Raw genomic sequence first — 21,243 nt, 5'->3', positions numbered from 1 at the left:
ATTGCTCAGCAAAAATGCAGCAAAAAGCGAACGCCCATCTTATTATTGGCATGCAGTGTATATTCTGTCCGCAGTATCCTTTAATAAGTGCAGGAACGTTTCAATAATGACAGTGATAAAGACAGATAGCAAAGAACGCCCGGACACACCCTGCGTTGCCGTTTGCTCAACAACGTTTGATGATGTGTGCCGTGGCTGTGGCCGCACGGTGGCAGAAGTGGCAGAGTGGGTGTTTATGACACCTGAACAAAAAGAAATTGTCTGGACCCGCATCCTGGCAGAAGGTTATCCACGCAGGAATACCTGAGCTTGCCCTTGCTGGTATCAGTCAATTCAAAAAAATAACGGAGACCTGCATGTCGCAACCCAAAAAGAAATCACGTCGCCGCTTTATTCTTGGTGGCCTTGGGCTAACCGGCGCCTTGCTGGTTGGCTGGGGTTTCTTGCCACCACGCCAGCGCCTGAATGCAGCCCATGATTTACCTGTACATGATGGTGAGGTAGCGCTGAATGGCTGGATCAGCATCGCCGCTGACGGCAGCGTCAATGTAGCCATGCACAGAAGCGAGATGGGGCAGGGTATTCATACTGCTTTGCAGATGCTGGTGGCAGAAGAGCTGGATGTGCCATTGAGTCGGGTAAAGCCCATGTATGTACCGGCAGACAAGATCTATGGCAACCTGGCTGCGATTGCAGATGGCCTGCCTTTTCATCCGGATGACCAAGGTAGCCTGAAGCGTGTTGCCCACTGGATCACGCTGAAGTTCGCGCGCGAACTGGGTGTGCAAATGACCGGTGGTTCATCCAGCGTCAAGGATGCGTGGCTGCCGATGCGCGAAGCTGGCGCTACGGCGCGTGCCATGCTGATTGCTGCTGCCGCCAAAAAATGGCAGGTGGCTGTTGCCGAATGTAGCACCCTTGATGGTGCCGTCCTTCATGCATCAGGCAAGCGTGCCACCTATGCTGACTTGGCGGCAGATGCTGTCCATAGTCAGCCAGGCGAAGTGCAATTGAAGCATCCCCGGGATTTCAAACTGATAGGCACGTCACAACCGCGTACCGATGCACTGGCCAAGGCTGACGGCAGTGCCCATTTCGGTATTGATGCGCGGCCAGAGGGCATGCTGTATGCCGCACTCAGACAAAGTCCTGTTATAGGTGGAAAAGTAAAAAATTTCGATGCCGCCAGCGTCATGAAAATGCCAGGCGTGATGCATGTCGTGGATTTTTCCATGCCGGATATGGTGGCCGGTGTAGCCGTGGTTGCCAAATCTTACTGGCAGGCGAAGCAGGCGATGGCCGCGCTGGCCATAGTCTGGGAACCAGGCGATAACGCCAGACTTTCCACAGAAGGCATATTCAAGGAATTCGCCACTCAGCTGGATAAGGAAAGTGGTCACGCGTATTACCAGACCGGCGACGCCGCAGAAGCACTGGCCGGAAAAAACGTGGTGCAAACAGTGGAAGCCGAATACCGCGCGCCTTTCCTGGCACATGCAGCGATGGAGCCGATTAATTGCACGGCTCAGGTGAGCGACAGCAAGGTTGATATCTGGGTATCGACCCAGGTGCCTGGCATTTCAGTTGATCTTGCTGCCAAAGTGGCGAACATCAAATCTGACTATATCAATTTGCATATGGCTTACCTGGGGGGCGGTTTTGGCCGCAGGCTGGAAGCCGATATGGTTGCCCAGGCAGTGCGCATCGCCATGGAAACCAGGGGTTTGCCAGTGCAACTGATATGGAGTCGCGAAGAAGACATCAGTCATGACATGTATCGCCCGGCGGCACTGGCACGCTTCAGGGCAGGTTTGGACAGTGCCGGCAAGTTGATTGCGTATGACAACAAGTCGGCATCGGGTGCGATTGCGCATCAGTTTCTCAAGCGTGCTTTCGGGTTTGCCGGTGCCGGACCAGACAAGACAACGGCCGAAGGCGAATTTGACATGCCGTATGAAATACCGAATCAGCGCATTGCCCATGTGATCGTGCCCAGTGCTGTGCCGATAGGCTTCTGGCGTTCGGTCGGTCATTCGCACAATGCTTTTTTCAAGGAAAGTTTTATCGATGAACTGGCCCATGCCGCCAAGCAGGACAGCGCAGCCTTCCGGCGCGCTTTGCTGGTACGCCATCCACGTCACCTCGCTGTACTTGACGCGGCTGTCAGCAAGGCCGGGCAGGTGCCGGCAGGCCGGGCGCATGGCCTGGCCCTGCATGAATCCTTTGGCACCATCGTTGCTCAGGTTGCCGAGGTATCGGTGCAGGATGGTCAGATCAGGGTGCATCGGGTCGTATGCGCGTTGGATTGCGGCATTGCCGTCAACCCGAATATCATTGCCCAGCAAATGGAATCCGCAGTCGTATTTGGCCTGAGCGCTGCATTGTATGGTGAAATTGTGATCAGGGATGGGCAGGTGGTGCAGACCAATTTTGGTGATTATCCGGTCTTGCGTATCAATGAGGCGCCAGAAGTGGAAACCGTGATCATCAAGAGCGCCGAACCACCGCAAGGCATCGGTGAACCCGGGGTGCCGCCAATAGCCCCGGCGGTAGCCAATGCCGTATTCAAGCTGACTGGCAAGCGCCTGCGCAGTTTGCCCTTGAAATTGAGTTGAAATTGAGTTGAAATATACTGGTGGTAGTATCTTGCCCTTTGTGTAGGCATAATCCACTGATATAGCCACTCATACACTGCATTAAAGATGGGTAAGATAGATGTTTTTGAGTGGTTTTAAGCCAGGAAATAGTTACTCTGATCTTTCTGTTACGATTGGATACAGAAAGCAGTCGTAATCCAGATTCCAGGATTTATACTGCATGCGCACGACGTTTGTCGTGCCCTGGCGGTTTTGAACGTTTTTATTTATTGATTTTAGCTATGTCCAATACATTTGCAGTTCCACGTGTTCGTCCTGCCTCTGCATCCTCACGCGGCTTTACGCTGATTGAGATCATGGTGGTGGTGACGATTATTGCCATTCTTGGTGCATTCATGGTGCCCAAGCTGACAGGTTTTACCCATGAAGCGAGGGTCACTGCTGCCAAGCAGGATATTTCCACCATCATGGGCGCTTTGAAAATGTATCGCCTGCATAACCAGCGCTACCCGACAACAGAGCAGGGTTTGCAGGCATTGATAGAAAAACCGACTTCCGGCCCGGCTGCCAATTCCTGGCAATCTGGCGGTTATATAGAAAAACTGCGGAATGATCCATGGGGCAAGCCATATCAATACCTGTCACCAGGCATACGCGGTGAAGTGGATGTGTTTTCTCTGGGCGCTGACGGCCAGCCTGGCGGTGCCGGTGATGATGCCGATATCGGTTCCTGGGATTTGTAAGACGCTTACATGATAAACAAGGGCAGGCAGCGTGGTTTCACGCTGCTGGAGTTGCTGGTGGTGTTGGTTATTTTCGGCCTCATTCTGGGGGCCGTGAGTATTAACGCCATGCCGGGTGCGCAGCAGCGCCTTGAAAGTGATGCAAAGCGTATTTCCCTGCTATTGCAATTGGCGCGCGATGAAGCCATCGTACGTAATCTGCCGGTGGCTTTTGAAGTGGATCAAACCGGATACCGTTTCTATGTCCGCGAAGACCGGATCTGGTCACCGATCAAGGATGAAATGTTGCGCGAGCGTTTTTTTCAGCTGGCACCGGTGCAATTGTCGCTGCAGCCGCAGTCTTCCGATGCATCTACCATACGTATCATGTTCGGGCGTGAACCAGTGGATAAACCTTTCATCCTGACCATCAAAGCTGCGGACAGGCAAGTCAGTGTGCGTGCTGACGGCATTGGCCATTTTTCAGTGGAATAAGATGCGGCATTCATCCAATCAATCCGGCTTTACCCTGCTTGAAGTGCTGGTGGCGCTGGTCATCGTGGGCACGGCGCTGGGGGCCAGCCTGCGTGCAGTCGGCAGCCTGACGCAAAACAGCAATAATCTGCGTGGTTCCATGATGGCGACCTGGTCAGCCGAAAACCGGCTGGCGCAAATTCGCCTGGCACATGAATGGCCAGAGTTTGGCGAGCGCACTTTTGCCTGCCCGCAGGGTGATTTGCACCTGATGTGTGAAGAGCATGTAATCGCCACTCCGAATCCCTCGTTCCGTCGGGTCGAAGTGTTTGTATTTGAAGCCGACAAACCCGAACGTCGCATCATCAAACTGACGCAGGTGGTGCCGAATGCGTTGTAGAAGTAGCAGCAAATTGCGCCATCCAACTCAAACCGGATTTACTCTGATAGAGCTGCTGGTGGCAATCACCATACTGGCGATCATTGCGGTACTGGGTTGGCGCGGGCTGGATAGCATCGTGCGGGCGCGGGCCGGCCTGACCGCTGAAATGGAACAGACACGCGGCATACAACTGGCATTTGCACAGATAGAGAACGATTGCGCGCATCTGGTTGACCCCATTAATTTACCCGGACGTGAAGTTTTGAGTGCACTTGGCTCCAGGCTGGTACTGGTACGCACGGTATTTGAAGAAAATCAGCCCAGCCGCTTGCAGGTAGTGGCTTACCGCCTGCGTGAAGGTGTGCTGAGCCGTAGCGAGATGCTACCTACGCGTGAACTGGCGGCGCTGGATCAGGATTGGCAAAATGCCATGTCGGATGTGGATGTCAATCCTGCCATCGCCTTGCAAAGTCAGGTCTTGAGCCTGGACATGCGGACCTGGCGAAATGGAGAAAATGGCTGGCGCATGGGCGGCTCTGAAGCAGATGGTGCTGCGACACCACAAGCAGGAACTGGCGCGCCAGCGACCAAAAGTGGCAAGCTGACCGGGCTGGAGTTGTCTGTGCAACTGACCGGGCGCGAGCTTCCTGTCACCAAAGTCTTCTTGCTGGGGGCAGTATGAGGCAGCAACCAGTCTACTCTGGCAGGCAGGCAGGGGTAGCCGTCATTACGGCATTGCTGCTGACGACGTTGGCCATCACCATCGTTGCCAGCCTGTTCTGGCAGCAACAGGTGCAGGTCAGGTCCATAGAAAATCAGCGGATGCAGTTGCAGAAAAAGTGGATTTTGCGCGGGGCCATCGACTGGGCCAGGCTGATCTTGCGCGAAGATGGCAAGCAATCGGCGAACGTAGATCACCTTGGGGAGCCCTGGGCCGTAACGCTGGCCGATACCCGGCTTGATCAATACGTGGAAAATGGCCGTGCTGAAGGTGAGGATAGTGATGCTACCCTGTCAGGCCAGGTCAGTGATGCCCAGGCCATGTTCAACCTGAATAACCTGGCTACTGACGGTATTGTGGATCCGCGTGAACTGGCGGTATTTGCCCGTTTGCTCACCAATTTGCGCCTGGACCCGCAACTGGCTGAACCAGTGGCAACCATGGTGGCAAAAACCCAGGCCAGGGTTGCTGCGGCCCCCGGTTCAAGCACGGCCGAGTCAGGAACTGGAAAAACCTCGTCAGACGAGTCGTTTCCTGAAGTACAATTCCTGCGCTTTACCCAGATTGATGATTTGTTGGCAGTCAGCGGTTTCAATACGGAAATGCTGAATCGTCTGAAAACGGCAGTGACGGTATTGCCACGCAAGACCTCGATCAACGTCAACACCACGACGGCTGAAGTCCTGGCGGCCAGGATCGAGGGACTTAGCATGAGTGACGCCGCGATGATGATCGCCAGCCGTGACAGGGCGTATTTCCTGACGGTAGATGATTTCAAGCGGCGCTTCGACGATAAGACAAAAACGGTGACCGATAAGGATGTGTCTGTTTACACCCATTTTTTTATCGTGAATGGTAAAGTGAAAATGAATCGTTCGGCACTGGATGTCAGTGCCTTGATCGAGCGGGCAGAGGGTAGTACGTCGACCATGCCCGTGACAACAACGGTGCTTTGGGTACGGGAAAACTGAATAAAAATATGGCAAGCACACTGTATATTTCTTTGCCCTCCAGGGCAGCAGCACAAAACAGGCCCGACTGGGCTGGGCAAAACCTGTCCTTTGCGCTGATGACAACTGAAGGACGGTTGCAGCAACAGGGCCAGATGACGCTGGCTGACCTGAAGTCATTGGCCGCAGGGGCAAAGCAAATCGCATTTTTGCTGGCGGCGACCGATGCCAGCCTGCTGACAGTCAAGGTGCCGCCGATGTCGGCGGCCAAGCTCAAAACAGCCTTGCCGAATTTGCTGGAAGAACAACTGGTCAGTGATCCGGCAGACCTGATACTGGTTTCCTCGCCTGTTGTCGATGGTGAAATCAGCGTGGCCGTGGCAGACCGTCTGTGGCTGGAAGATGTCGCCAAACGCGTCAAAGACTGGCCAGCCCGCAAATTGTCGGCATATCCAGCACAACTGGCATTGGCCTTTCATCCTGCTGTGGATGGGCAGAGCGCGGCAGCCAGTGCCCTGATAGAAGAAAAAGACAGTGCACTTGAACTCTGCCTGCGTAATGGTGAAAAGCACGGCATAGGCCTGAGCCTTGATCTGACAGGACAGGCCGATGCGCTGGCCATGCTGGGGCATTTAAGTGAACTGCCCAGGGTTGATGTCCATGTGCCTGCGGCTGAGCTGGATGCCTATCAGCAACTGGTTGGCCAGTTGGGGCTACAAGATGGCATCAATCTGTCGGCCATCAGCTGGGTTACCCGGGTGGATGGCATCAGCCAGGCAACACCAGACTTGATGACAGGTATAGCGGCGGAACACATGGCCAGTTTTGACTGGAGCAAGTGGCGCTGGCCGCTGCGCCTGGCCCTGGCGCTACTGATTGTGAATCTGGCAGCATTGAATTTTGAATGGTTGAGCAAACGTAAAGAAGCGCAGGATATCAGCAAATCCCTGACGCAAACTTACAGGAACAGCTTCCCCAAAGAGACCGCGATACTCGACCCACTGTTGCAAATGCAGCAGAAAGTGAATGTGGCCAAGCGTGCTGCCGGGCAATTTGCAGCCAACGATTTTGCCGTCATGGCATCCCAGTTTGCCCAGATATGGGACAGATTCGGCCCACCCGGCGGGATCGCCGGCATCGAGTATAAGGAACGGGCCTTATTCATCAGAACCAAGCCCGGCATACAGGTGCCGCTGGATAAATTGCGCATGGGCCTGGCAGAACAGTCGCTGGAAATCAGTTCCGCTACGGATGGTACCCTGCGTGTGACAGCAGGAGGGAAACGCTGATGATTTATGCACTGAAAGAACAATTCAATTTCTTTTGGCTGGCCCGCGCCGAGCGTGAACGCCGCATGTTGTTGATTTGCGCGCTGGTGATTACCCTGGCACTGGTGTACGCAATTTTTCTGGCACCGGCACTGAGTGGACTGAAGCAGCTACAAACCAGTATTCCGGTATTGAATCAGCAACTGGCAGAAATGGCTGAACTGAGCAAGCAACAGTCACAGCTGGCAGCCAGCCTGTCTGAAACGATTTCACCTGTCAGCAAGGAACAGTTGGAACAGTCGCTGACACGGCGTGGTATCAAGCCCCAGACCATAGGCGTGAATGACGATATCGTCAGGGTGCAAATCCCTGCAGCTGGCTATGCCAATTTGATGGAATGGCTGGTAGAAGTACAGAAAGCGTCAAGACTGACAGTGGAAGAGGCAAAACTGGTTTCCCTGCTGGAAAGTGGTCAGGTCAGTGCCACGCTGACATTGAGACAGCAAAGAAGCAGCCAGTGATGGCAGGTAGAAAAGATGCCCATTTTTAAACGTTTAAGCTGGATTGTCGCCGCGTTCGTCAGTGTGCTGGTCACGGTGATGCTGTTTTTACCGGCCAGCTGGCTGGGGTTGGTGGTGGAAAAACAAAGCCGGGGTCGTCTCAGTCTGGGTGATATCCAGGGAACATTCTGGCAGGGATCGGCTTTTGTCGGTGTCGCGGCGGATGGCCGTGGCCCTGTCACTCCCTTGTTCCCAGGGCGTTTTCAATGGCATATTTCACCTATGATCTTGCTGGGACAGATCAGGCTGGAGCTGGAAAATCCAGCTTCCCTGAATGTCCCGGTCAGGCTGGCTGGCAATTTTAGCCAGTGGCAATTGAGCCCGGCAGTGTTGTTATTGCCACCAGAACGCCTGGAAGGATTGGGCGCTCCCTTAAATACCATAGGGCCAAGCGGGATATTGCATTTATCATGGAATGATTTGCTGTTTTCGCGTGCCAATGGACAGGTCAGCGTAACTGGCCATGTACAGCTGGAAATGGCAGAAATGGCATCGCGCCTGTCGCCCATCAAGCCTTTGGGCAGTTACCAGATGGGCTTTGATTTGCGTGGAACAGAAGCCGACATGCAGTTATCGACCATGAAAGGGCCGATGATGCTGGAGGGAGCAGGTAAGATGTTGTCAGGACGTTTCCAGTTTTCAGGGAAAGCCTGGGCACAGGCAGGGCAAGAGGCTAAATTGGCAAATTTACTGAATTTGCTGGGACAGCGCCGCAGTGACGGCGATAAAGATGTAATTGCATTAGAGTTCAAATGAAAACATTTCCATTAAAGCACAGGGTCGCCATGACAAGAAATTCGATACGCAAACCGATACAGCAATTGTCTGCCATCACAGGTGTTGCGGTATTGACGGCCGGCTTCCTGCTGACGCCAGCGGCCATGGCGCAAGTTCCGGCAAAAAATACGGCTGACCTGAATTTTGTCGGTGCCGATATTGAATCCGTCATCAAGGCGATCGGTCACTATACGGGTACCACCTTCATCATTGATCCGCGCGTCAAGGGCCAGATCAATCTGGTGTCAGAAACTCCTTTGACCAAGGATCAGGCTTTCAAGCTGCTGACATCCACCTTGCGTCTGCAGGGCTATGCCGTGGTGACAGCCGATGGTTATTCCAAAGTGGTGCCGGAATCAGATGCCAAACTGCAGCCAGGTCCAACCCAGACCATGCATGCAGAAAAAAATGAATCGGCCAAGGGGGATCAGGTCGCTACTCAGATTTACAAGCTCAATTATGAATCTGCGGCGAATGTGGTGACCATCCTGCGCCCGCTGATTTCACCAAATAACACCATCAATGGCAATCCTGGCAATAACACGGTAGTCATTACCGATTATGCCGATAACCTGAAGCGTCTCAACAAGATCATTGCAGCGCTGGATGTGCCTGCTTCGGTCGATATGGATATCATTCCCATCAAGAACGCCATCGCATCTGATGTGGCGGCGTTGATCAACAAGATCATGGATTCCGGCACCGGCGCTGATCCTACTCGTGCGGTATTGATGTCTGATCCCCGTTCCAATTCCCTGTTATTGCGTGCATCGTCTGTTGCCAGGGCAAACCAGATCAAATCTCTGGTTGAAAAACTGGATCAGCCTAGCTCCACGCCTGGCAATGTCCATGTGGTGTACCTGAAAAATGCCGAGGCTGAGAAACTCGCCCAGACCCTGCGCTCAATCGTTACTGGTGATACGTCCAGTTCACGGTCGAGTTCCAGTGTGTCGAATTTCGGCAGTTCGGCAAACGGTACTAATAGTCCGCTGGCTTCGTCGAATACCAGTGGTATCGGTGGTGCTTCCACTACACCTTCACTGCCGACTTCCAGCACATCCACGTCTTCTACAGGTGGCGGTGGTGCCGCTGGTTATATTCAGGCGGACACGGCAACCAATACCCTGATCATCACGGCCAGCGAACCCGTGTATCGCAATTTGCGTTCGGTCATTGATCAGCTTGATGCGCGTCGCGCCCAGGTGTATGTTGAAGCGCTTATCGTTGAAATCACCGCAGACAAAGCCAATGAGCTGGGTGTGCAGTGGATGGGCCTTTCCGGCGACAGCACCAGCAATTATCGTGTAGGTGGTGGTACTTCGTTTTCAACAGCAGGTAATAACCTGCTGACGCTGGCGGCTGGTAATGCCACGACAACGGGTTCGGTCCTTCCAGGGAAAGGTTTGTCTCTTGGTATTTTCAAGCAGATCAATGGTCAACTGGGTCTGGGCGCGCTGGCACATGTATTGCAAACGGATGGGAATGCCAATGTGTTGTCTATCCCTAATCTGGTGACGCTGGACAATGAAGAAGCCAACATCATCGTCGGCAAGAATGTCCCGTTGATTACCGGGCAGTTCACCACGGCCACGTCCGGTACTGCAGGCGCAAATCCTTTCCAGACCATAGAACGTAAAAACGTAGGTCTGAAGTTGCGCGTCAAACCGCAGATTTCTGAAGGCGGCACAGTCAAGCTGGCGATCTATCAGGAAGTATCCAGTATTGATGACACCACCAATGTATCGGGCATCATTACCAAAGAACGCTCTATCTCCACCAATGTGCTGGTGGATGACGGCCAGATTATCGCGCTGGGTGGCTTGATTGAAGACAGCACCACGGATGGGGTAGAAAAAGTAACAGGTCTGGGTGATATACCGATTCTGGGCAACCTGTTCAAATACCAGTCCACCAAACGTGGCAAAACCAATCTGATGGTGTTTTTGCGTCCTACTGTGATACGCAGTGCAGAGCAAAGCAATAATGTATCCGTTGACCGGTATGACTACATGCGCACGCAACTGGCGCCAGGCAAAGAAGGAATGGCTGATGCCCTGTTGCCGAATATAGAAAAAGGCAAATTGCTTTCTACACCTTTGACCATACCGCCAGAATCCGGCAACAACAAGCAAGGGAAATAATTGAACCATGCTTGAGAATCGTTTATTGCCTTACGGTTTTGCCCGCGATTTTTCTGTCCTGGCGGTCAGGGACAGTGCCGTCGTCAATGGCGCGGTTGAAATACTGGTGTCCAAGCTGACACCCTCGGCGGCGATTGCCGAAGTAGGGCGCAGGTTTGGCAAGGTAAAACTGGTGATGTTGCCGCATCCGGAATTGTCCGAGGCCATTGCGAAAGCCTATGCCGGCTCTGGCGGTGATGCTGCTGACGTGGTGGGTGAAGTTGAGTCGGACCTGGATCTCGCCAAGCTGATGATGGACATGCCAGCCGTTGAGGATTTGCTGGAGTCGGCCGATGATGCGCCTGTTATCCGCATGATCAATGCCTTGCTGACCCAGGCCTTGCGGGATGGCGCATCGGATATCCATGTGGAACCGTTTGAGCAGATATCCATAGTCCGCTTCCGCGTTGACGGTTCGCTGCGGGATGTGGTGCGCCCGAAGAAAGCAATACATGCTTCCCTGATTTCGCGTATCAAAATCATGGCGCAACTGGATATCGCCGAAAAGCGTTTGCCGCAGGATGGCCGCATTACCCTGCGCATAGGTGGCAAGCCGGTTGATGTACGGGTATCGACGCTGCCTACCGGCCATGGTGAAAGAGCTGTACTGCGCTTGCTGGACAAGGAGGCAGGCCGGCTGGATCTGAGCCACCTGGGCATGAGTGCAGATGTACTGACCCAATTTGATAAACTGATTGCACAACCGCATGGCATTGTCCTGGTGACTGGCCCTACAGGATCGGGCAAGACCACCACGCTGTATGCTGCTTTGTCGCGTGTGAATGCCGGCACCACCAATATCCTGACGGTAGAAGACCCTATTGAATATGAGCTGGCCGGTGTCGGTCAGACCCAGGTCAACGCAAAAATCGAGATGACATTTGCGAAGGCCCTGCGTGCAATTTTGCGCCAGGACCCGGATGTCATCATGATCGGTGAGATCCGTGACCTGGAAACAGCACAGATTGCCGTGCAGGCATCGCTGACCGGCCATCTGGTGCTGGCAACCCTGCATACCAATGATTCTGCGGCCGCTGTTACCCGTCTGCTGGATATGGGCATAGAACCTTTCCTGCTGTCGTCATCCTTGCTGGGTGTCGTTGCGCAAAGGCTGGTGCGCAAGCTGTGTATCCATTGCCGGGTTGAAGACAATGGCAACTGGCGTGCCGTCGGCTGTGAACATTGCGGCCATACCGGCTATCAGGGCCGGGTGGGCGTGTATGAATTATTGCAGACCACCGATGCCATCCGTGCGCAGATTCATCACCAGGCAGCAGAGGCGGAAATCCGCGTCGCGGCCCAGGCTGATGGCATGAAAACCATGCGTGAAGATGGCGAGCGCTGGCTGAAGGCGGGTGTCACCACGCCGGAAGAGTTATTGCGCGTTACCAAGGAATAAGGAATAAGTCGTATGCCTGCATTCCGATATGAAGCGGTAGACAAGACTGGTCTGACCAGCAAAGGCGTGCTGAATGCCGATAGCGCGCGTTCTGCCCGTAGTGAATTGCGTGGGCAGGGCCTGGTGCCGGTGATCGTCGAATCCATAGACCATCAACTGGATGCATCGGGCAAGCGCAAGCGTGCTCTGTTTGGCGATCGCCTGTCTACCGTTGAAAATGCCTTGTTCACACGTCAATTGTCCAGCTTGCTGGAGGCTGGTTTGCCGCTGGAGCAGTCTCTGTCTGCCTTGCTGGAACAGTCTGAGCGCTCGTATGTGCGTGATCTTGTAGGCTCCATCCGGTCCGAAGTCATGGCTGGTTCAGCCCTGTCAGATGCACTGAAACAGCATCCGGACGATTTTGCTGATATCTATTGTGCGCTGGTGGCATCCGGTGAACAGATAGGTCATTTGTCCCGGGTTTTGTCACGTCTGGCGGATTATATCGAACGGCGTAACGCCTTGCTGCAAAAAGTCCGGCTGGCATTTACCTATCCGGCGATCGTGACCGTAGTGGCGTTTGCCATAGTGATTTTTTTGCTCACGTATGTGGTGCCGCAAATTGTCTCGGTGTTTGCCAATACCAAGCAAAAACTGCCATTCCTGACCCTGATGATGTTGGCCATCTCCGATTTTGTACGGGCCTATGGCTGGCTGGTGGCGCTATTGCTGGTGGCTGCTTTTTTCCTGTGGCGTATGGCTTTGCGCAATCCGGAATTCAAGATGCGCTGGCACCGCTGGCTGTTGACTGCACCTCTGTACGGCAAATTTGAACGCAGCCTGAACACCGCCCGATTTGCCAGCACGCTGGCCATTACAACTGGTTCTGGTGTGCCTATCTTGCGTGCCTTGCAGACCAGTCGCGAGACGCTGTCGAATGTAGCCATGCGCGCCCAGGTCGAGGATGCGACTGCCAGCGTACGTGAAGGTGTCGGCCTGGCGCGTGCCTTGTCCGCCCACAAACATTTTCCTCCCATGCTGATTCACATGATACGGGCCGGTGAGGTGACTGGTGAATTGCCTGCCATGCTCGAACGCGCTTCGAATACCCAGGAGCAGGACCTGGAGCGGCGCGCCATGACAATGGCCGGCTTGCTGGAACCGGTATTGATCTTGACGATGGGTATAGTGGTCTTGTTGATCGTGCTGGCCGTGCTCATGCCTATCATAGAAATAAATCAGTTGGTACGCTGATAAGGATAAAAATGAAACGCCTGCCTATAGTTGTTACTTTTCTGGCCTTTGTGGCCTTGTGCATGTCCCTGAGCTTTTGGGGGCTACGCCTGTTCAAGCCACAGGCCAGAAGTGTCTCTGCTGCATTTCAGCAAGGCAGTTATGAGCCGGGTGCCGGTCAGTGGGGTGGCGTCTTCGGAACCAGCCAGGTCATGCAGGCGAATGCCAGCAATTTCCAGTTGAAGGGGGTGGTCCTGGCCAAACGTTCGGAAGAAAGCCTGGCCATCATCAGTGCCAACGGCAAGCCTGGACTGTCAGTGGCCCTGAACAAGGAGGTCATGCCTGGCGTGACCCTGAAGGAAGTGCATGACCTGTATGTTGTGATCGTGGATGCCGGTGTGGAGCGCCGTATTGATTTGCCCCAGGTGCAGGAAGTCAGCCGGATACAGACGGCACCTGTGTTCATCAGTCAGCCAAATCAGCCAAATCAACCCAATCAAGCCAATATGAATCCTGGGAATACTGTTCCTCCCCAGGTGGCACCCCCCAATTCATTTGCAGGACACCGTAGCATGCCGGCACCCGGTGGACCCATAACACCGGCTGTACCTATGGTAACCCCGGGTTTGCCTACGGCTTCTTTGCCCACAGTCATGCCGGGCAATCCACAATGAGTCCTTGGTCCGAGGTGTGTCCGGATGATGTACACCTGTCTTTGTCGCAGGTACATCCGTCCTGGGCAGAAGTCATCGATGCCGGCTTGAATGCAGTGCATCAGGCTAATCCAGATTATTTGTCGGGTTTGAAATCCAGCGCGTATTTGCCGGAGCAGGGCAGACTGTTTGCTGCTTTTTCCATGCCTATGGACAGTGTCCGCTATATTCTGGTGGGTGAGGGCCCTTATCCTCGCGCCGATAGTGCGACTGGTTACTGCTTCATGGATGGTGCTGTCAAAAACTTATGGTCGGATGAAGAGGGCGGCGGTCTGTCGAAAAAAGTCAACCGGGCTACATCCTTGCGCAATTTCATGAAAATGTTACTGGTTGCATCCGGAGAGTTGCAGGTAGATGCGACTACCGGCACGGCCATGGCGGTAATTGCAGAAAAGGCACGACATCCCGATTCTGATTTCATACAGACCCTGGCAGCTTTACAAATCAATATGATTTCCCAGGGTTTTTTGTTGCTGAACGCCAGCCTGGTATTTCGAACTGACACAGCGCCAGTGAAGGATGCCAAAGCCTGGCAACCCTTCCTGGAAAAGATGTTATCCATGTTGTTGCAACGGCGTCAGCATGAAAATTTTCCGGCGCCGTCACTGGTCTTGTGGGGTAAGATTGCAGAGCAATTGCGACAGATGCCTGTTGTGAGCAAGTATCAGCAAATCAGTGCAGAGCATCCGTATAATTTGAGCTTTATTGGCAATCAGACCATGCAGGATTTTTTCCGTCCCATGAATTTGCTTGTCAAGTAAATTGCCCAAAGGAAAATTTTTGTGAGATGCTGACCGAAGCGCTGGCTTGCAAGCCATCTTTGTAGAATAATTGACGAATGATGTTGGGCTTTGCCTGGTCTCCTCGTAAATTTACTTATCTCCCGCCAATGTTGAAAAAAATTGAAATTGATCAGCTGAGGGTTGGCATGTATGTGCAGGAGTTGTGCAGCTCCTGGATCGATACGCCGTTTTGGCAAAAATCTTTCATGCTGGTTGATCCTGAAGAATTAAAAAAAATTCAGGCCACCCGCATTCGTCAGGCCTGGATAGATACCGACAAAGGGCTGGATGTGCTGTCGGAAGCAAGCAGCAAGCCCAAGGCAGAACCCGCTCCCACAGCAGAACCCTTGCCACCTTCAGAGCCTGCACCACCAGTTGCACCACCAGCGCCGCGACAGATAACGGCTGTGTCGATGGATGATGAGCTGGGACGTGCTTCGCAAATCGTGAACAAGTCCAAGCAGGCCGTGTACTCCATGTTCAATGAAGCGCGCATGGGTAATGCCGTAGACGTCGGCAATGCGCAAAACATGGTGGAAGAGATCGCGGATTCCGTCATGCGCAATCCGGGCGCACTGATTGGTCTGGCAAGATTGAAAACCAAAGATGACTATACCTATATGCACTCGGTCGCCGTGTGTGCATTGATGGTGGCCTTGGCCAAACAACTTGGCTTGAATGATGAAGAAACTCGCGAGGCAGGTTTGGCTGGCTTGTTGCATGACATCGGCAAGATGATGGTGTCGGCAGATATCCTTAACAAACCGGGCAAGCTGACCGACGCTGAATTTGTCTCGGTCAAGGAACATCCTGTTGCCGGCTACAAAATGCTGAAAGAATCTGAGGCAGTCAGTGCAATTGCACTGGATGTATGTTTGCATCACCACGAAAAGATCGATGGCTCAGGCTATCCGAATCGCCTGAAGGGTGAAGAAATCAGCCTGTATTCGCGCATGGGCGCAGTATGCGATGTGTATGACGCGATTACCTCGGACCGTCCTTACAAGCAGGGTTGGTGTCCGGCAGAGTCATTACGTAAAATGGCTGAATGGAGTAGTGGTCATTTCGACGAAAAAGTCTTCCAGGCTTTTGTGAAAAGCATAGGTATTTTCCCGGTTGGCACCCTTGTCAGGCTGGAATCAGGCAGACTGGGGGTGGTGGTTGAGCAGCAGGTAGGCAAATCCTTGTTATTGCCCAAGGTAAGGATATTTTTCTCGCTGCGTTCCATGGGCTATATCGCGCCTGAGCTGATTGACCTGTCCAGACCGGGCATGAATGACAAGATTGCCAGTCGCGAAGATGCAGCCAAATGGGGGCTCAAGGATATTAATCGTTACTGGCTGGGGGATGCTGCAGTCAATCGCTAAGTTAATTGCTAGTTAATCGCTAGGCTATGCATGGCTGGCGCAAAATTTAGTCAATATAAAAAGCTAAGGGCTTCGTTATACGAAGCCCTTATTTTCTTGTTTTTTACTTCTTTATTTGTTCGTTTTCAGGCTCATTGTTCCGGCTGAATGACGACTTTGCCAGTGACCTTGCGTGCCGCCAGGTCGTTCAGGGCCTGGGCTGTATCTTTGAGTGCATAGCGACCCGAAATGTGCGGCTTGATTTTTCCTTCGTGCAGCCAGGTCATCAATTCGCGCATGGCTGCCAGGTTGGCTTTGGGTTCACGTCGGGCAAACTCACCCCAGAATACACCCACCAGCGAAGCACCTTTCAGCAAGGTCAGATTCAAAGGCAGTTTAGGGATTTCGCCATTGGCAAATCCAACCACCAGATAGCGACCACGCCAGCCGATTGAACGGAAGGCTGGTTCAGCATAAATGCCGCCAACCGGGTCATAAATTACATCGGGGCCTTTGCCTTCGGTAGTTGCCTTGATGGCTTCCCGTAAATCTTCCTTGCTGTAATTGATGGTAAGGTCTGCGCCATGCTGTTTGCAAATGGCCAGCTTTTCATCGGTCGATGCTGCGGCAATCACACGTGCACCCAGTGCCTTGCCGATTTCTATCGCTGCCAGACCAACGCCACCGGCGGCACCCAGAACCAGCATGGTTTCGCCAGCTTTCAGTTGTGCGCGGTCAACGACAGCATGGTGGGAAGTGCCGTACGTCAGGGTGATTGCGGCTGCCGTGTCAAAGTCCATGCCGGGTGGCATGGGCATGATGGCATGGGCCGGAACCACCACCTGTTGTGCAAATGCACCATTGCCGATAAAGGCGATGACCTTGTCGCCCACTTTGACATGGCTGACACCTTCGCCAACTGCACGGACGACGCCGGATAATTCACTGCCAGGTGTGAAGGGCAATTCAGGTTTGAACTGGTACTTGTTCTGTATGATCAACACGTCAGGAAAATTCACCCCTGCCGCCTTGACATCTATCGCAACCTGACCCTGTCCGGGTACAACATCTGCCAGATCTTCAATCACTAGCGTGTCGGGTAAACCCCAGTCTTTGCAAACAACAGCTTTCATTTTGATGTCTCCATAAAATAGTACGACCGTTTGATTTTGTGATTATGCCGCAAAAATCTATTCTCTGTAGAAATTTATATTTCAGCATCAGGTAGAATACAAAGCATGAAAATTCTGATCAGTAATGATGATGGTTATTTGGCCCCGGGCATCGTTGCACTGGCGGCTGCAATGTCTGCATTTGCCGAGGTCACGGTGGTAGCGCCTGACAGTAATCGGTCCGGCGCATCGAATGCGCTAACCCTGGATCGCCCCTTGAGCGTGCAGCGTGCTGCAAATGGATTTTATTTTGTGAACGGCACACCGTCTGATTGCGTGCATATCGCCCTGACTGCAATTATGAAAGACAAGCCTGATCTGGTCGTGTCGGGTATTAATCAGGGCCAGAATATGGGGGATGACACCCTGTACTCAGGCACCGTGGCGGCTGCAACCGAAGGATTTTTGTTTGGCATCCCGTCTATTGCCTTTTCGCAAACCGAGAAAGGCTGGCAGCATCTGGATGCCGCCGCAAGGGTTGCAGAAGAGATCGTCAAGCGTGGCTTTCCCGAACTGCCTGCACCATTTTTGCTGAATGTGAATATTCCCAATCTGCCTTACAAGGATATCAAGGGCATACGCAAGTCGCGGCTGGGCAAACGGCATACTTCAGAACCCGTGATCCACATGACAGACCCGCATGGCCGTGATATTTACTGGATAGGCCCGCCGGGTGCTGCCAGCGATGCCAGTCCCGGAACGGACTTTGATGCGACAGCCAGAAATTTTGTTTCAGTCACCCCTTTGCAGATAGATTTGACGAATACCCGGCAACTGGCACACTTGAATCTGGATTTCGCATGACAAGCAAAGACAAGCGATTTCCTTTGCCCTTGTCATCGGTCGTCAACCAGAAAGACAAAAGCGGTGACCGTTCGTTGAACCGCACGGCAATGCCGCAGACGGCCATGCGTAATGCAGCCCATCATCTGAGCGGCAAGGCTGCACACCAGACCGCACCCAGGGCCGAACCCAGGTTTTCTCAGGGTGGAAATGTTGGCAATGCAAGCAATACAGGGACAGCAGGCCTGTCACCCTCATTACTGTCCGGCCCTCTGGTGTCCGAAGGTGTGCGGCGGGCCATGGTGGCCAGGGTTGCACAGCAGGGCGTGAGAGATACGACGGTGCTGGCGGCCTTGCAGGCAGTGCCACGTCATTTGTTTCTTGAATCCGGGATGGCAAGCCAGGCTTATGTGGATGCGTCTTTGCCGATTGGTCATCACCAGACCATTTCCCAGCCTTACATCGTGGCACGCATGCTGGAGATCATGCGTAATGGCGCGAATCTGGGGCGTGTGCTGGAAATTGGTACCGGCTGTGGCTATCAGGCGGCAGTGTTGTCGGTGGTGGCGAAAGAGGTGTATTCGATAGAGCGTATCAAGGCCCTGCATGAGCTGGCAAAAACCAATTTGCGCCCCATGCGGATTGCCAATATACGCCTGCATTATGGCGATGGCATGCTGGGTTTGCCTCAGGAAGCACCGTTTGACGGTATTATACTGGCTGCTGCCGGTATGGAAGTGCCGCAGGCCCTGTTGCAGCAATTGCGCGTTGGCGGAAGACTGGTGGCGCCGGTAGGTGGCAGAAACCAGGTGCTGCAACTGATAGAACGGGTTTCAAATTATGAATGGACTCGTGCAGTCATGGAGCAATGCCATTTTGTGCCTTTGCATTCTGGCGTCATTTAGGACGCGTTGTCAGGTGGCAGCGAATTTAACTGATTAAAAAAGAGAAATGAAGACAATACAGCAGATATTACAAGCAGGTGTCGTGCTTACCGTACTGGCGGGATTGAGTGCCTGTACAACCAATTTACCTAATCGCGCACCTGTAGTGGAGCGCGGTGTCGAGCAAAAACCAAGTGACACTCCACCCGTCGAGGTCGCGGTCAAACCGCCTGTCAAGGCGCCGGATAATACCCGTGGCACCTACGTTGTCAAACGTGGTGATGGCTTGTACCGTATCGCTCTGGATCACGGGCAAAGCTATGCCGACCTGGTCGCATGGAATGACTTGAAAAATCCAAATGACATCAAGGTGGGGCAAGTATTGCGCGTAGCACCGCCAGATGGTACTGCAACAGCACAAACTTCAGGTATTGCCAATTCCTCAGTTGAAGTAAAGCCACTGACGAATCCTGCTACCAACAAGAATAATCCTCGTGGCGACAAACGCCCTTATTCTGAAGGTAATCTGGCTGAGTTGCAGAAAACAGACGCGACAGTTGTTGCAGCTGTAATACCCACACCGGCAGTCAAGCCTGACGTGCCTGTGCCCGCCAGGGCGGCAGAGCCAGTGGCAGCAGAATCTGATTCCGTAGAATGGATGTGGCCGGCCGAAGGTAAAGTCGTGGCAAGCTACGATGATGCAAAAAATAAAGGACTGGATATCGCCGGTAAACTGGGGCAGGATATTCTGGCGGCAGGTGCAGGTAAAGTCATGTATGCCGGTAGCGGTATACGCGGATATGGTAATCTCGTCATTATTAAACACAACAGTAGTCTGTTATCTGCGTATGCACATAACAAGGCGATTCTGGTGAAAGAAGGGCAGTCCATCACCAAAGGGCAAAAAATAGCCGAGATGGGTAATTCTGATAGTGAAACGGTGAAGCTGCACTTTGAAATACGATTACAAGGCAAGCCGCTGGACCCGATGAAATACTTGCCAGGACGTTAAGCTGATATATGTAGGAAGCTTGATAAGCGTTGTAAGATGTCTCCGGGAGTCCCTGTCTGTGAGGTTGAGGAAGATTCCCTAAAGAATAAATGCCCAGATGGAATGAATTTACCGGATACGTGAATCAATACAGGTCATCATGCACAACAACTTAAGTACTTACAAGCTGGGAAATTCTGCCGCAAGTGACGACCTGGATGCTGCAGGTGAAGCCGCGGATGCAGATGCACGTTTGCAGGGTGATGTTGCCGATGATATGGCGGACGATGCAGGCGAGATTTCCCGCGAATCTCAGGAAGAGCAGGGCGATGATCCGGCTACCCTGATTGTTGCCCCTATTGATGAATTGAAAACGGTACTGGCGGCAGAGTTGTCTACCGACACCACACAGTACTATCTGAACCAGATTGGTACCCGTCCGCTGTTTGCTTCTTCTGAGGAGTTGCATTACGCAACACTGGCAAAGCAGGGTGATTTTGAAGCCAGACAAAAGATGATCGAACACAATCTGCGTCTGGTAGTGTCGATTGCCAAGCATTACATCAATCGCGGTGTTGCCCTGCTCGACATGATAGAAGAGGGCAATCTTGGGCTCATGCATGCGATAGACAAGTTTGAACCCGAACGCGGTTTTCGTTTTTCCACCTATGCTACCTGGTGGATACGCCAGAGCATAGAGCGCGCCATCATGAACCAGGCCAGGACCATACGCCTGCCAGTGCACATGGTCAGGGAATTGAACCAGATACTGCGTGCCAAATACCACCTCGAATCACAAAGGCGGGATGGCCGCGATGCCGCGCTGGAAGATATTGCCTTGCTGGTCGACCGGCCAGTGGATGAGGTGCAGGATATTCTCACCCTGTCCGAACATGCTACATCGCTGGATACGCCGCTGGATAATGATCCGCAATCCAGTCTCATGGATATGCTGCCAGGCGACAGTGACGATGCGCCGGACATCCGTGCAGAACAGCATGAGATGACCATCCTGGTGCGTGACTGGCTATCCAAGTTGCCTGACAAGCAGCGTATCGTCATCGTGCGCCGCTTTGGTCTCGATAATGATGATCCGGCAACCCTGGAAACCCTGGCCGATGAAATGGGTATCACCCGTGAGCGTGTGCGCCAGATTCAGCAAGAGGCCCTGATCAAATTGAAGCGATCTTTTGCTTCGCGCGGCGTTGGGCGGGATTCTGTGCTTTAGCTGGCACCTGCCTGCTTGCCTGCTACTCGTTTCGCTTTTTTCGCATTGTCATCGTTACTGGTGATTGCTGGCATGGCCGGTCTTGAATGGTTGATTTCAACT

General features: G+C 53.1%; 21 protein-coding genes. 20 read left to right on the top strand and 1 reads right to left on the bottom strand.

Features of this window, described 5'->3' with window-relative positions:
* Positions 1–112 precede the first annotated feature (112 nt).
* The 16 genes from H8L32_RS08000 (at position 113) to H8L32_RS07925 (ending at position 16,104) form a co-directional block, all read left to right on the top strand.
* Positions 113–307 (top strand): DUF1289 domain-containing protein, encoded by a 195-nt coding sequence (locus H8L32_RS08000; protein WP_408058831.1) that lies wholly within the window; start codon positions 113–115, stop codon positions 305–307.
* 49 nt (positions 308–356) lie between these two features.
* Positions 357–2,615 carry a xanthine dehydrogenase family protein molybdopterin-binding subunit gene (locus tag H8L32_RS07995; RefSeq protein WP_186946627.1) on the top strand — a complete coding sequence of 753 codons (2,259 nt, stop codon included), beginning with the start codon at positions 357–359 and terminating at the stop codon, positions 2,613–2,615.
* 263 nt (positions 2,616–2,878) lie between these two features.
* The gene (gspG, locus tag H8L32_RS07990) at positions 2,879–3,340 is read left to right on the top strand and encodes a type II secretion system major pseudopilin GspG (protein WP_186946626.1); all 462 of its coding nucleotides are present in this window, start codon (positions 2,879–2,881) and stop codon (positions 3,338–3,340) included.
* A gap of 9 nt (positions 3,341–3,349) precedes the next feature.
* Positions 3,350–3,814, top strand: coding sequence for a type II secretion system minor pseudopilin GspH (gspH, locus tag H8L32_RS07985; protein WP_186946625.1), 465 nt, complete (start codon positions 3,350–3,352; stop codon positions 3,812–3,814).
* A 1-nt stretch (position 3,815) separates the two neighbouring features.
* On the top strand, positions 3,816–4,193 hold the full coding sequence (gspI, locus tag H8L32_RS07980; RefSeq protein WP_186946624.1) for a type II secretion system minor pseudopilin GspI: 378 nt from the start codon (positions 3,816–3,818) through the stop codon (positions 4,191–4,193).
* A 13-nt stretch (positions 4,194–4,206) separates the two neighbouring features.
* On the top strand, positions 4,207–4,857 hold the full coding sequence (locus H8L32_RS07975) for a PulJ/GspJ family protein (protein WP_230412112.1): 651 nt from the start codon (positions 4,207–4,209) through the stop codon (positions 4,855–4,857).
* Positions 4,854–5,867, top strand: coding sequence for a type II secretion system minor pseudopilin GspK (gspK, locus tag H8L32_RS07970; protein WP_186946622.1), 1,014 nt, complete (start codon positions 4,854–4,856; stop codon positions 5,865–5,867). The genes H8L32_RS07975 and gspK overlap by 4 nt, the downstream gene beginning before the upstream one ends.
* Positions 5,868–5,875: 8 nt before the next feature.
* A complete protein-coding gene (gspL, locus tag H8L32_RS07965) occupies positions 5,876–7,135 on the top strand; it encodes a type II secretion system protein GspL (RefSeq protein ID WP_186946621.1) in 1,260 nt (419 codons plus the stop codon).
* The gene (gspM, locus tag H8L32_RS07960; RefSeq protein ID WP_186946620.1) at positions 7,135–7,635 is read left to right on the top strand and encodes a type II secretion system protein GspM; all 501 of its coding nucleotides are present in this window, start codon (positions 7,135–7,137) and stop codon (positions 7,633–7,635) included. Before gspL ends, gspM begins: the two co-directional genes overlap by 1 nt.
* A 15-nt stretch (positions 7,636–7,650) precedes the next feature.
* Positions 7,651–8,430 (top strand): type II secretion system protein N, encoded by a 780-nt coding sequence (gspN, locus tag H8L32_RS07955; protein WP_222619279.1) that lies wholly within the window; start codon positions 7,651–7,653, stop codon positions 8,428–8,430.
* Positions 8,427–10,592 (top strand): type II secretion system secretin GspD, encoded by a 2,166-nt coding sequence (gene gspD, locus H8L32_RS07950; protein ID WP_230412111.1) that lies wholly within the window; start codon positions 8,427–8,429, stop codon positions 10,590–10,592. Before gspN ends, gspD begins: the two co-directional genes overlap by 4 nt.
* Positions 10,593–10,599: 7 nt before the next feature.
* Positions 10,600–12,030, top strand: coding sequence for a type II secretion system ATPase GspE (gspE, locus tag H8L32_RS07945; RefSeq protein ID WP_186946618.1), 1,431 nt, complete (start codon positions 10,600–10,602; stop codon positions 12,028–12,030).
* Between the two features lie 12 nt (positions 12,031–12,042).
* Positions 12,043–13,263 (top strand): type II secretion system inner membrane protein GspF, encoded by a 1,221-nt coding sequence (gene gspF / locus H8L32_RS07940; protein WP_186946617.1) that lies wholly within the window; start codon positions 12,043–12,045, stop codon positions 13,261–13,263.
* Positions 13,264–13,274: 11 nt separating this feature from the next.
* Complete coding sequence (locus H8L32_RS07935) at positions 13,275–13,916, top strand: type II secretion system protein N (protein ID WP_186946616.1); 642 nt, start codon at positions 13,275–13,277, stop codon at positions 13,914–13,916.
* Positions 13,913–14,716 carry a uracil-DNA glycosylase family protein gene (locus H8L32_RS07930; protein ID WP_186946615.1) on the top strand — a complete coding sequence of 268 codons (804 nt, stop codon included), beginning with the start codon at positions 13,913–13,915 and terminating at the stop codon, positions 14,714–14,716. Before H8L32_RS07935 ends, H8L32_RS07930 begins: the two co-directional genes overlap by 4 nt.
* Before the next feature lie 128 nt (positions 14,717–14,844).
* The gene (locus tag H8L32_RS07925; protein WP_186946614.1) at positions 14,845–16,104 is read left to right on the top strand and encodes an HD-GYP domain-containing protein; all 1,260 of its coding nucleotides are present in this window, start codon (positions 14,845–14,847) and stop codon (positions 16,102–16,104) included.
* 131 nt (positions 16,105–16,235) lie between these two features.
* Here H8L32_RS07925 and H8L32_RS07920 read toward each other — a convergent pair whose 3' ends face one another.
* Complete coding sequence (locus tag H8L32_RS07920) at positions 16,236–17,216, bottom strand: NADPH:quinone oxidoreductase family protein (RefSeq protein ID WP_186946613.1); 981 nt, start codon at positions 17,214–17,216, stop codon at positions 16,236–16,238.
* A 105-nt stretch (positions 17,217–17,321) separates the two neighbouring features.
* Between H8L32_RS07920 and surE the strand changes: the two genes are divergently transcribed.
* The 4 genes from surE to rpoS all read left to right on the top strand — a co-directional run bounded on the left by surE (position 17,322) and on the right by rpoS (position 21,141).
* Positions 17,322–18,059, top strand: a complete 738-nt coding sequence (surE, locus tag H8L32_RS07915; protein ID WP_186946612.1) for a 5'/3'-nucleotidase SurE — start codon at positions 17,322–17,324, stop codon at positions 18,057–18,059.
* Positions 18,056–18,943: a protein-L-isoaspartate(D-aspartate) O-methyltransferase gene (locus H8L32_RS07910; RefSeq protein ID WP_186946611.1), complete on the top strand. Its 888-nt coding sequence runs from the start codon at positions 18,056–18,058 to the stop codon at positions 18,941–18,943. The genes surE and H8L32_RS07910 overlap by 4 nt, the downstream gene beginning before the upstream one ends.
* A 46-nt stretch (positions 18,944–18,989) precedes the next feature.
* Positions 18,990–19,934, top strand: a complete 945-nt coding sequence (locus H8L32_RS07905) for a peptidoglycan DD-metalloendopeptidase family protein (protein ID WP_186946610.1) — start codon at positions 18,990–18,992, stop codon at positions 19,932–19,934.
* Between the two features lie 139 nt (positions 19,935–20,073).
* Positions 20,074–21,141, top strand: coding sequence for an RNA polymerase sigma factor RpoS (gene rpoS / locus H8L32_RS07900; protein ID WP_408058829.1), 1,068 nt, complete (start codon positions 20,074–20,076; stop codon positions 21,139–21,141).
* The last annotated feature ends 102 nt before the right edge of the window (positions 21,142–21,243 follow it).

Source organism: Undibacterium hunanense (assembly GCF_014284335.1).
In the GTDB taxonomy this organism is placed as follows: domain Bacteria; phylum Pseudomonadota; class Gammaproteobacteria; order Burkholderiales; family Burkholderiaceae_D; genus Undibacterium; species Undibacterium hunanense.
This window is presented reverse-complemented; position numbering and strand designations above follow the sequence as displayed.

Coding starts and splice junctions, on each gene's coding strand:
- H8L32_RS07935 (WP_186946616.1), top strand. CDS start 13,275: ATGAAACGCCTGCCTATAGTTGTTACTTTTCTGGCCTTTGTGGCCTTG.
- H8L32_RS07910 (WP_186946611.1), top strand. CDS start 18,056: ATGACAAGCAAAGACAAGCGATTTCCTTTGCCCTTGTCATCGGTCGTC.
- gspK (WP_186946622.1), top strand. CDS start 4,854: ATGAGGCAGCAACCAGTCTACTCTGGCAGGCAGGCAGGGGTAGCCGTC.
- H8L32_RS07920 (WP_186946613.1), bottom strand. CDS start 17,216: ATGAAAGCTGTTGTTTGCAAAGACTGGGGTTTACCCGACACGCTAGTG.
- H8L32_RS07905 (WP_186946610.1), top strand. CDS start 18,990: ATGAAGACAATACAGCAGATATTACAAGCAGGTGTCGTGCTTACCGTA.
- gspD (WP_230412111.1), top strand. CDS start 8,427: ATGAAAACATTTCCATTAAAGCACAGGGTCGCCATGACAAGAAATTCG.
- gspM (WP_186946620.1), top strand. CDS start 7,135: ATGATTTATGCACTGAAAGAACAATTCAATTTCTTTTGGCTGGCCCGC.
- gspG (WP_186946626.1), top strand. CDS start 2,879: ATGTCCAATACATTTGCAGTTCCACGTGTTCGTCCTGCCTCTGCATCC.
- gspN (WP_222619279.1), top strand. CDS start 7,651: ATGCCCATTTTTAAACGTTTAAGCTGGATTGTCGCCGCGTTCGTCAGT.
- H8L32_RS07930 (WP_186946615.1), top strand. CDS start 13,913: ATGAGTCCTTGGTCCGAGGTGTGTCCGGATGATGTACACCTGTCTTTG.
- gspE (WP_186946618.1), top strand. CDS start 10,600: ATGCTTGAGAATCGTTTATTGCCTTACGGTTTTGCCCGCGATTTTTCT.
- gspI (WP_186946624.1), top strand. CDS start 3,816: ATGCGGCATTCATCCAATCAATCCGGCTTTACCCTGCTTGAAGTGCTG.
- H8L32_RS07995 (WP_186946627.1), top strand. CDS start 357: ATGTCGCAACCCAAAAAGAAATCACGTCGCCGCTTTATTCTTGGTGGC.
- surE (WP_186946612.1), top strand. CDS start 17,322: ATGAAAATTCTGATCAGTAATGATGATGGTTATTTGGCCCCGGGCATC.
- gspH (WP_186946625.1), top strand. CDS start 3,350: ATGATAAACAAGGGCAGGCAGCGTGGTTTCACGCTGCTGGAGTTGCTG.
- rpoS (WP_408058829.1), top strand. CDS start 20,074: ATGCACAACAACTTAAGTACTTACAAGCTGGGAAATTCTGCCGCAAGT.
- gspL (WP_186946621.1), top strand. CDS start 5,876: ATGGCAAGCACACTGTATATTTCTTTGCCCTCCAGGGCAGCAGCACAA.
- gspF (WP_186946617.1), top strand. CDS start 12,043: ATGCCTGCATTCCGATATGAAGCGGTAGACAAGACTGGTCTGACCAGC.
- H8L32_RS07925 (WP_186946614.1), top strand. CDS start 14,845: ATGTTGAAAAAAATTGAAATTGATCAGCTGAGGGTTGGCATGTATGTG.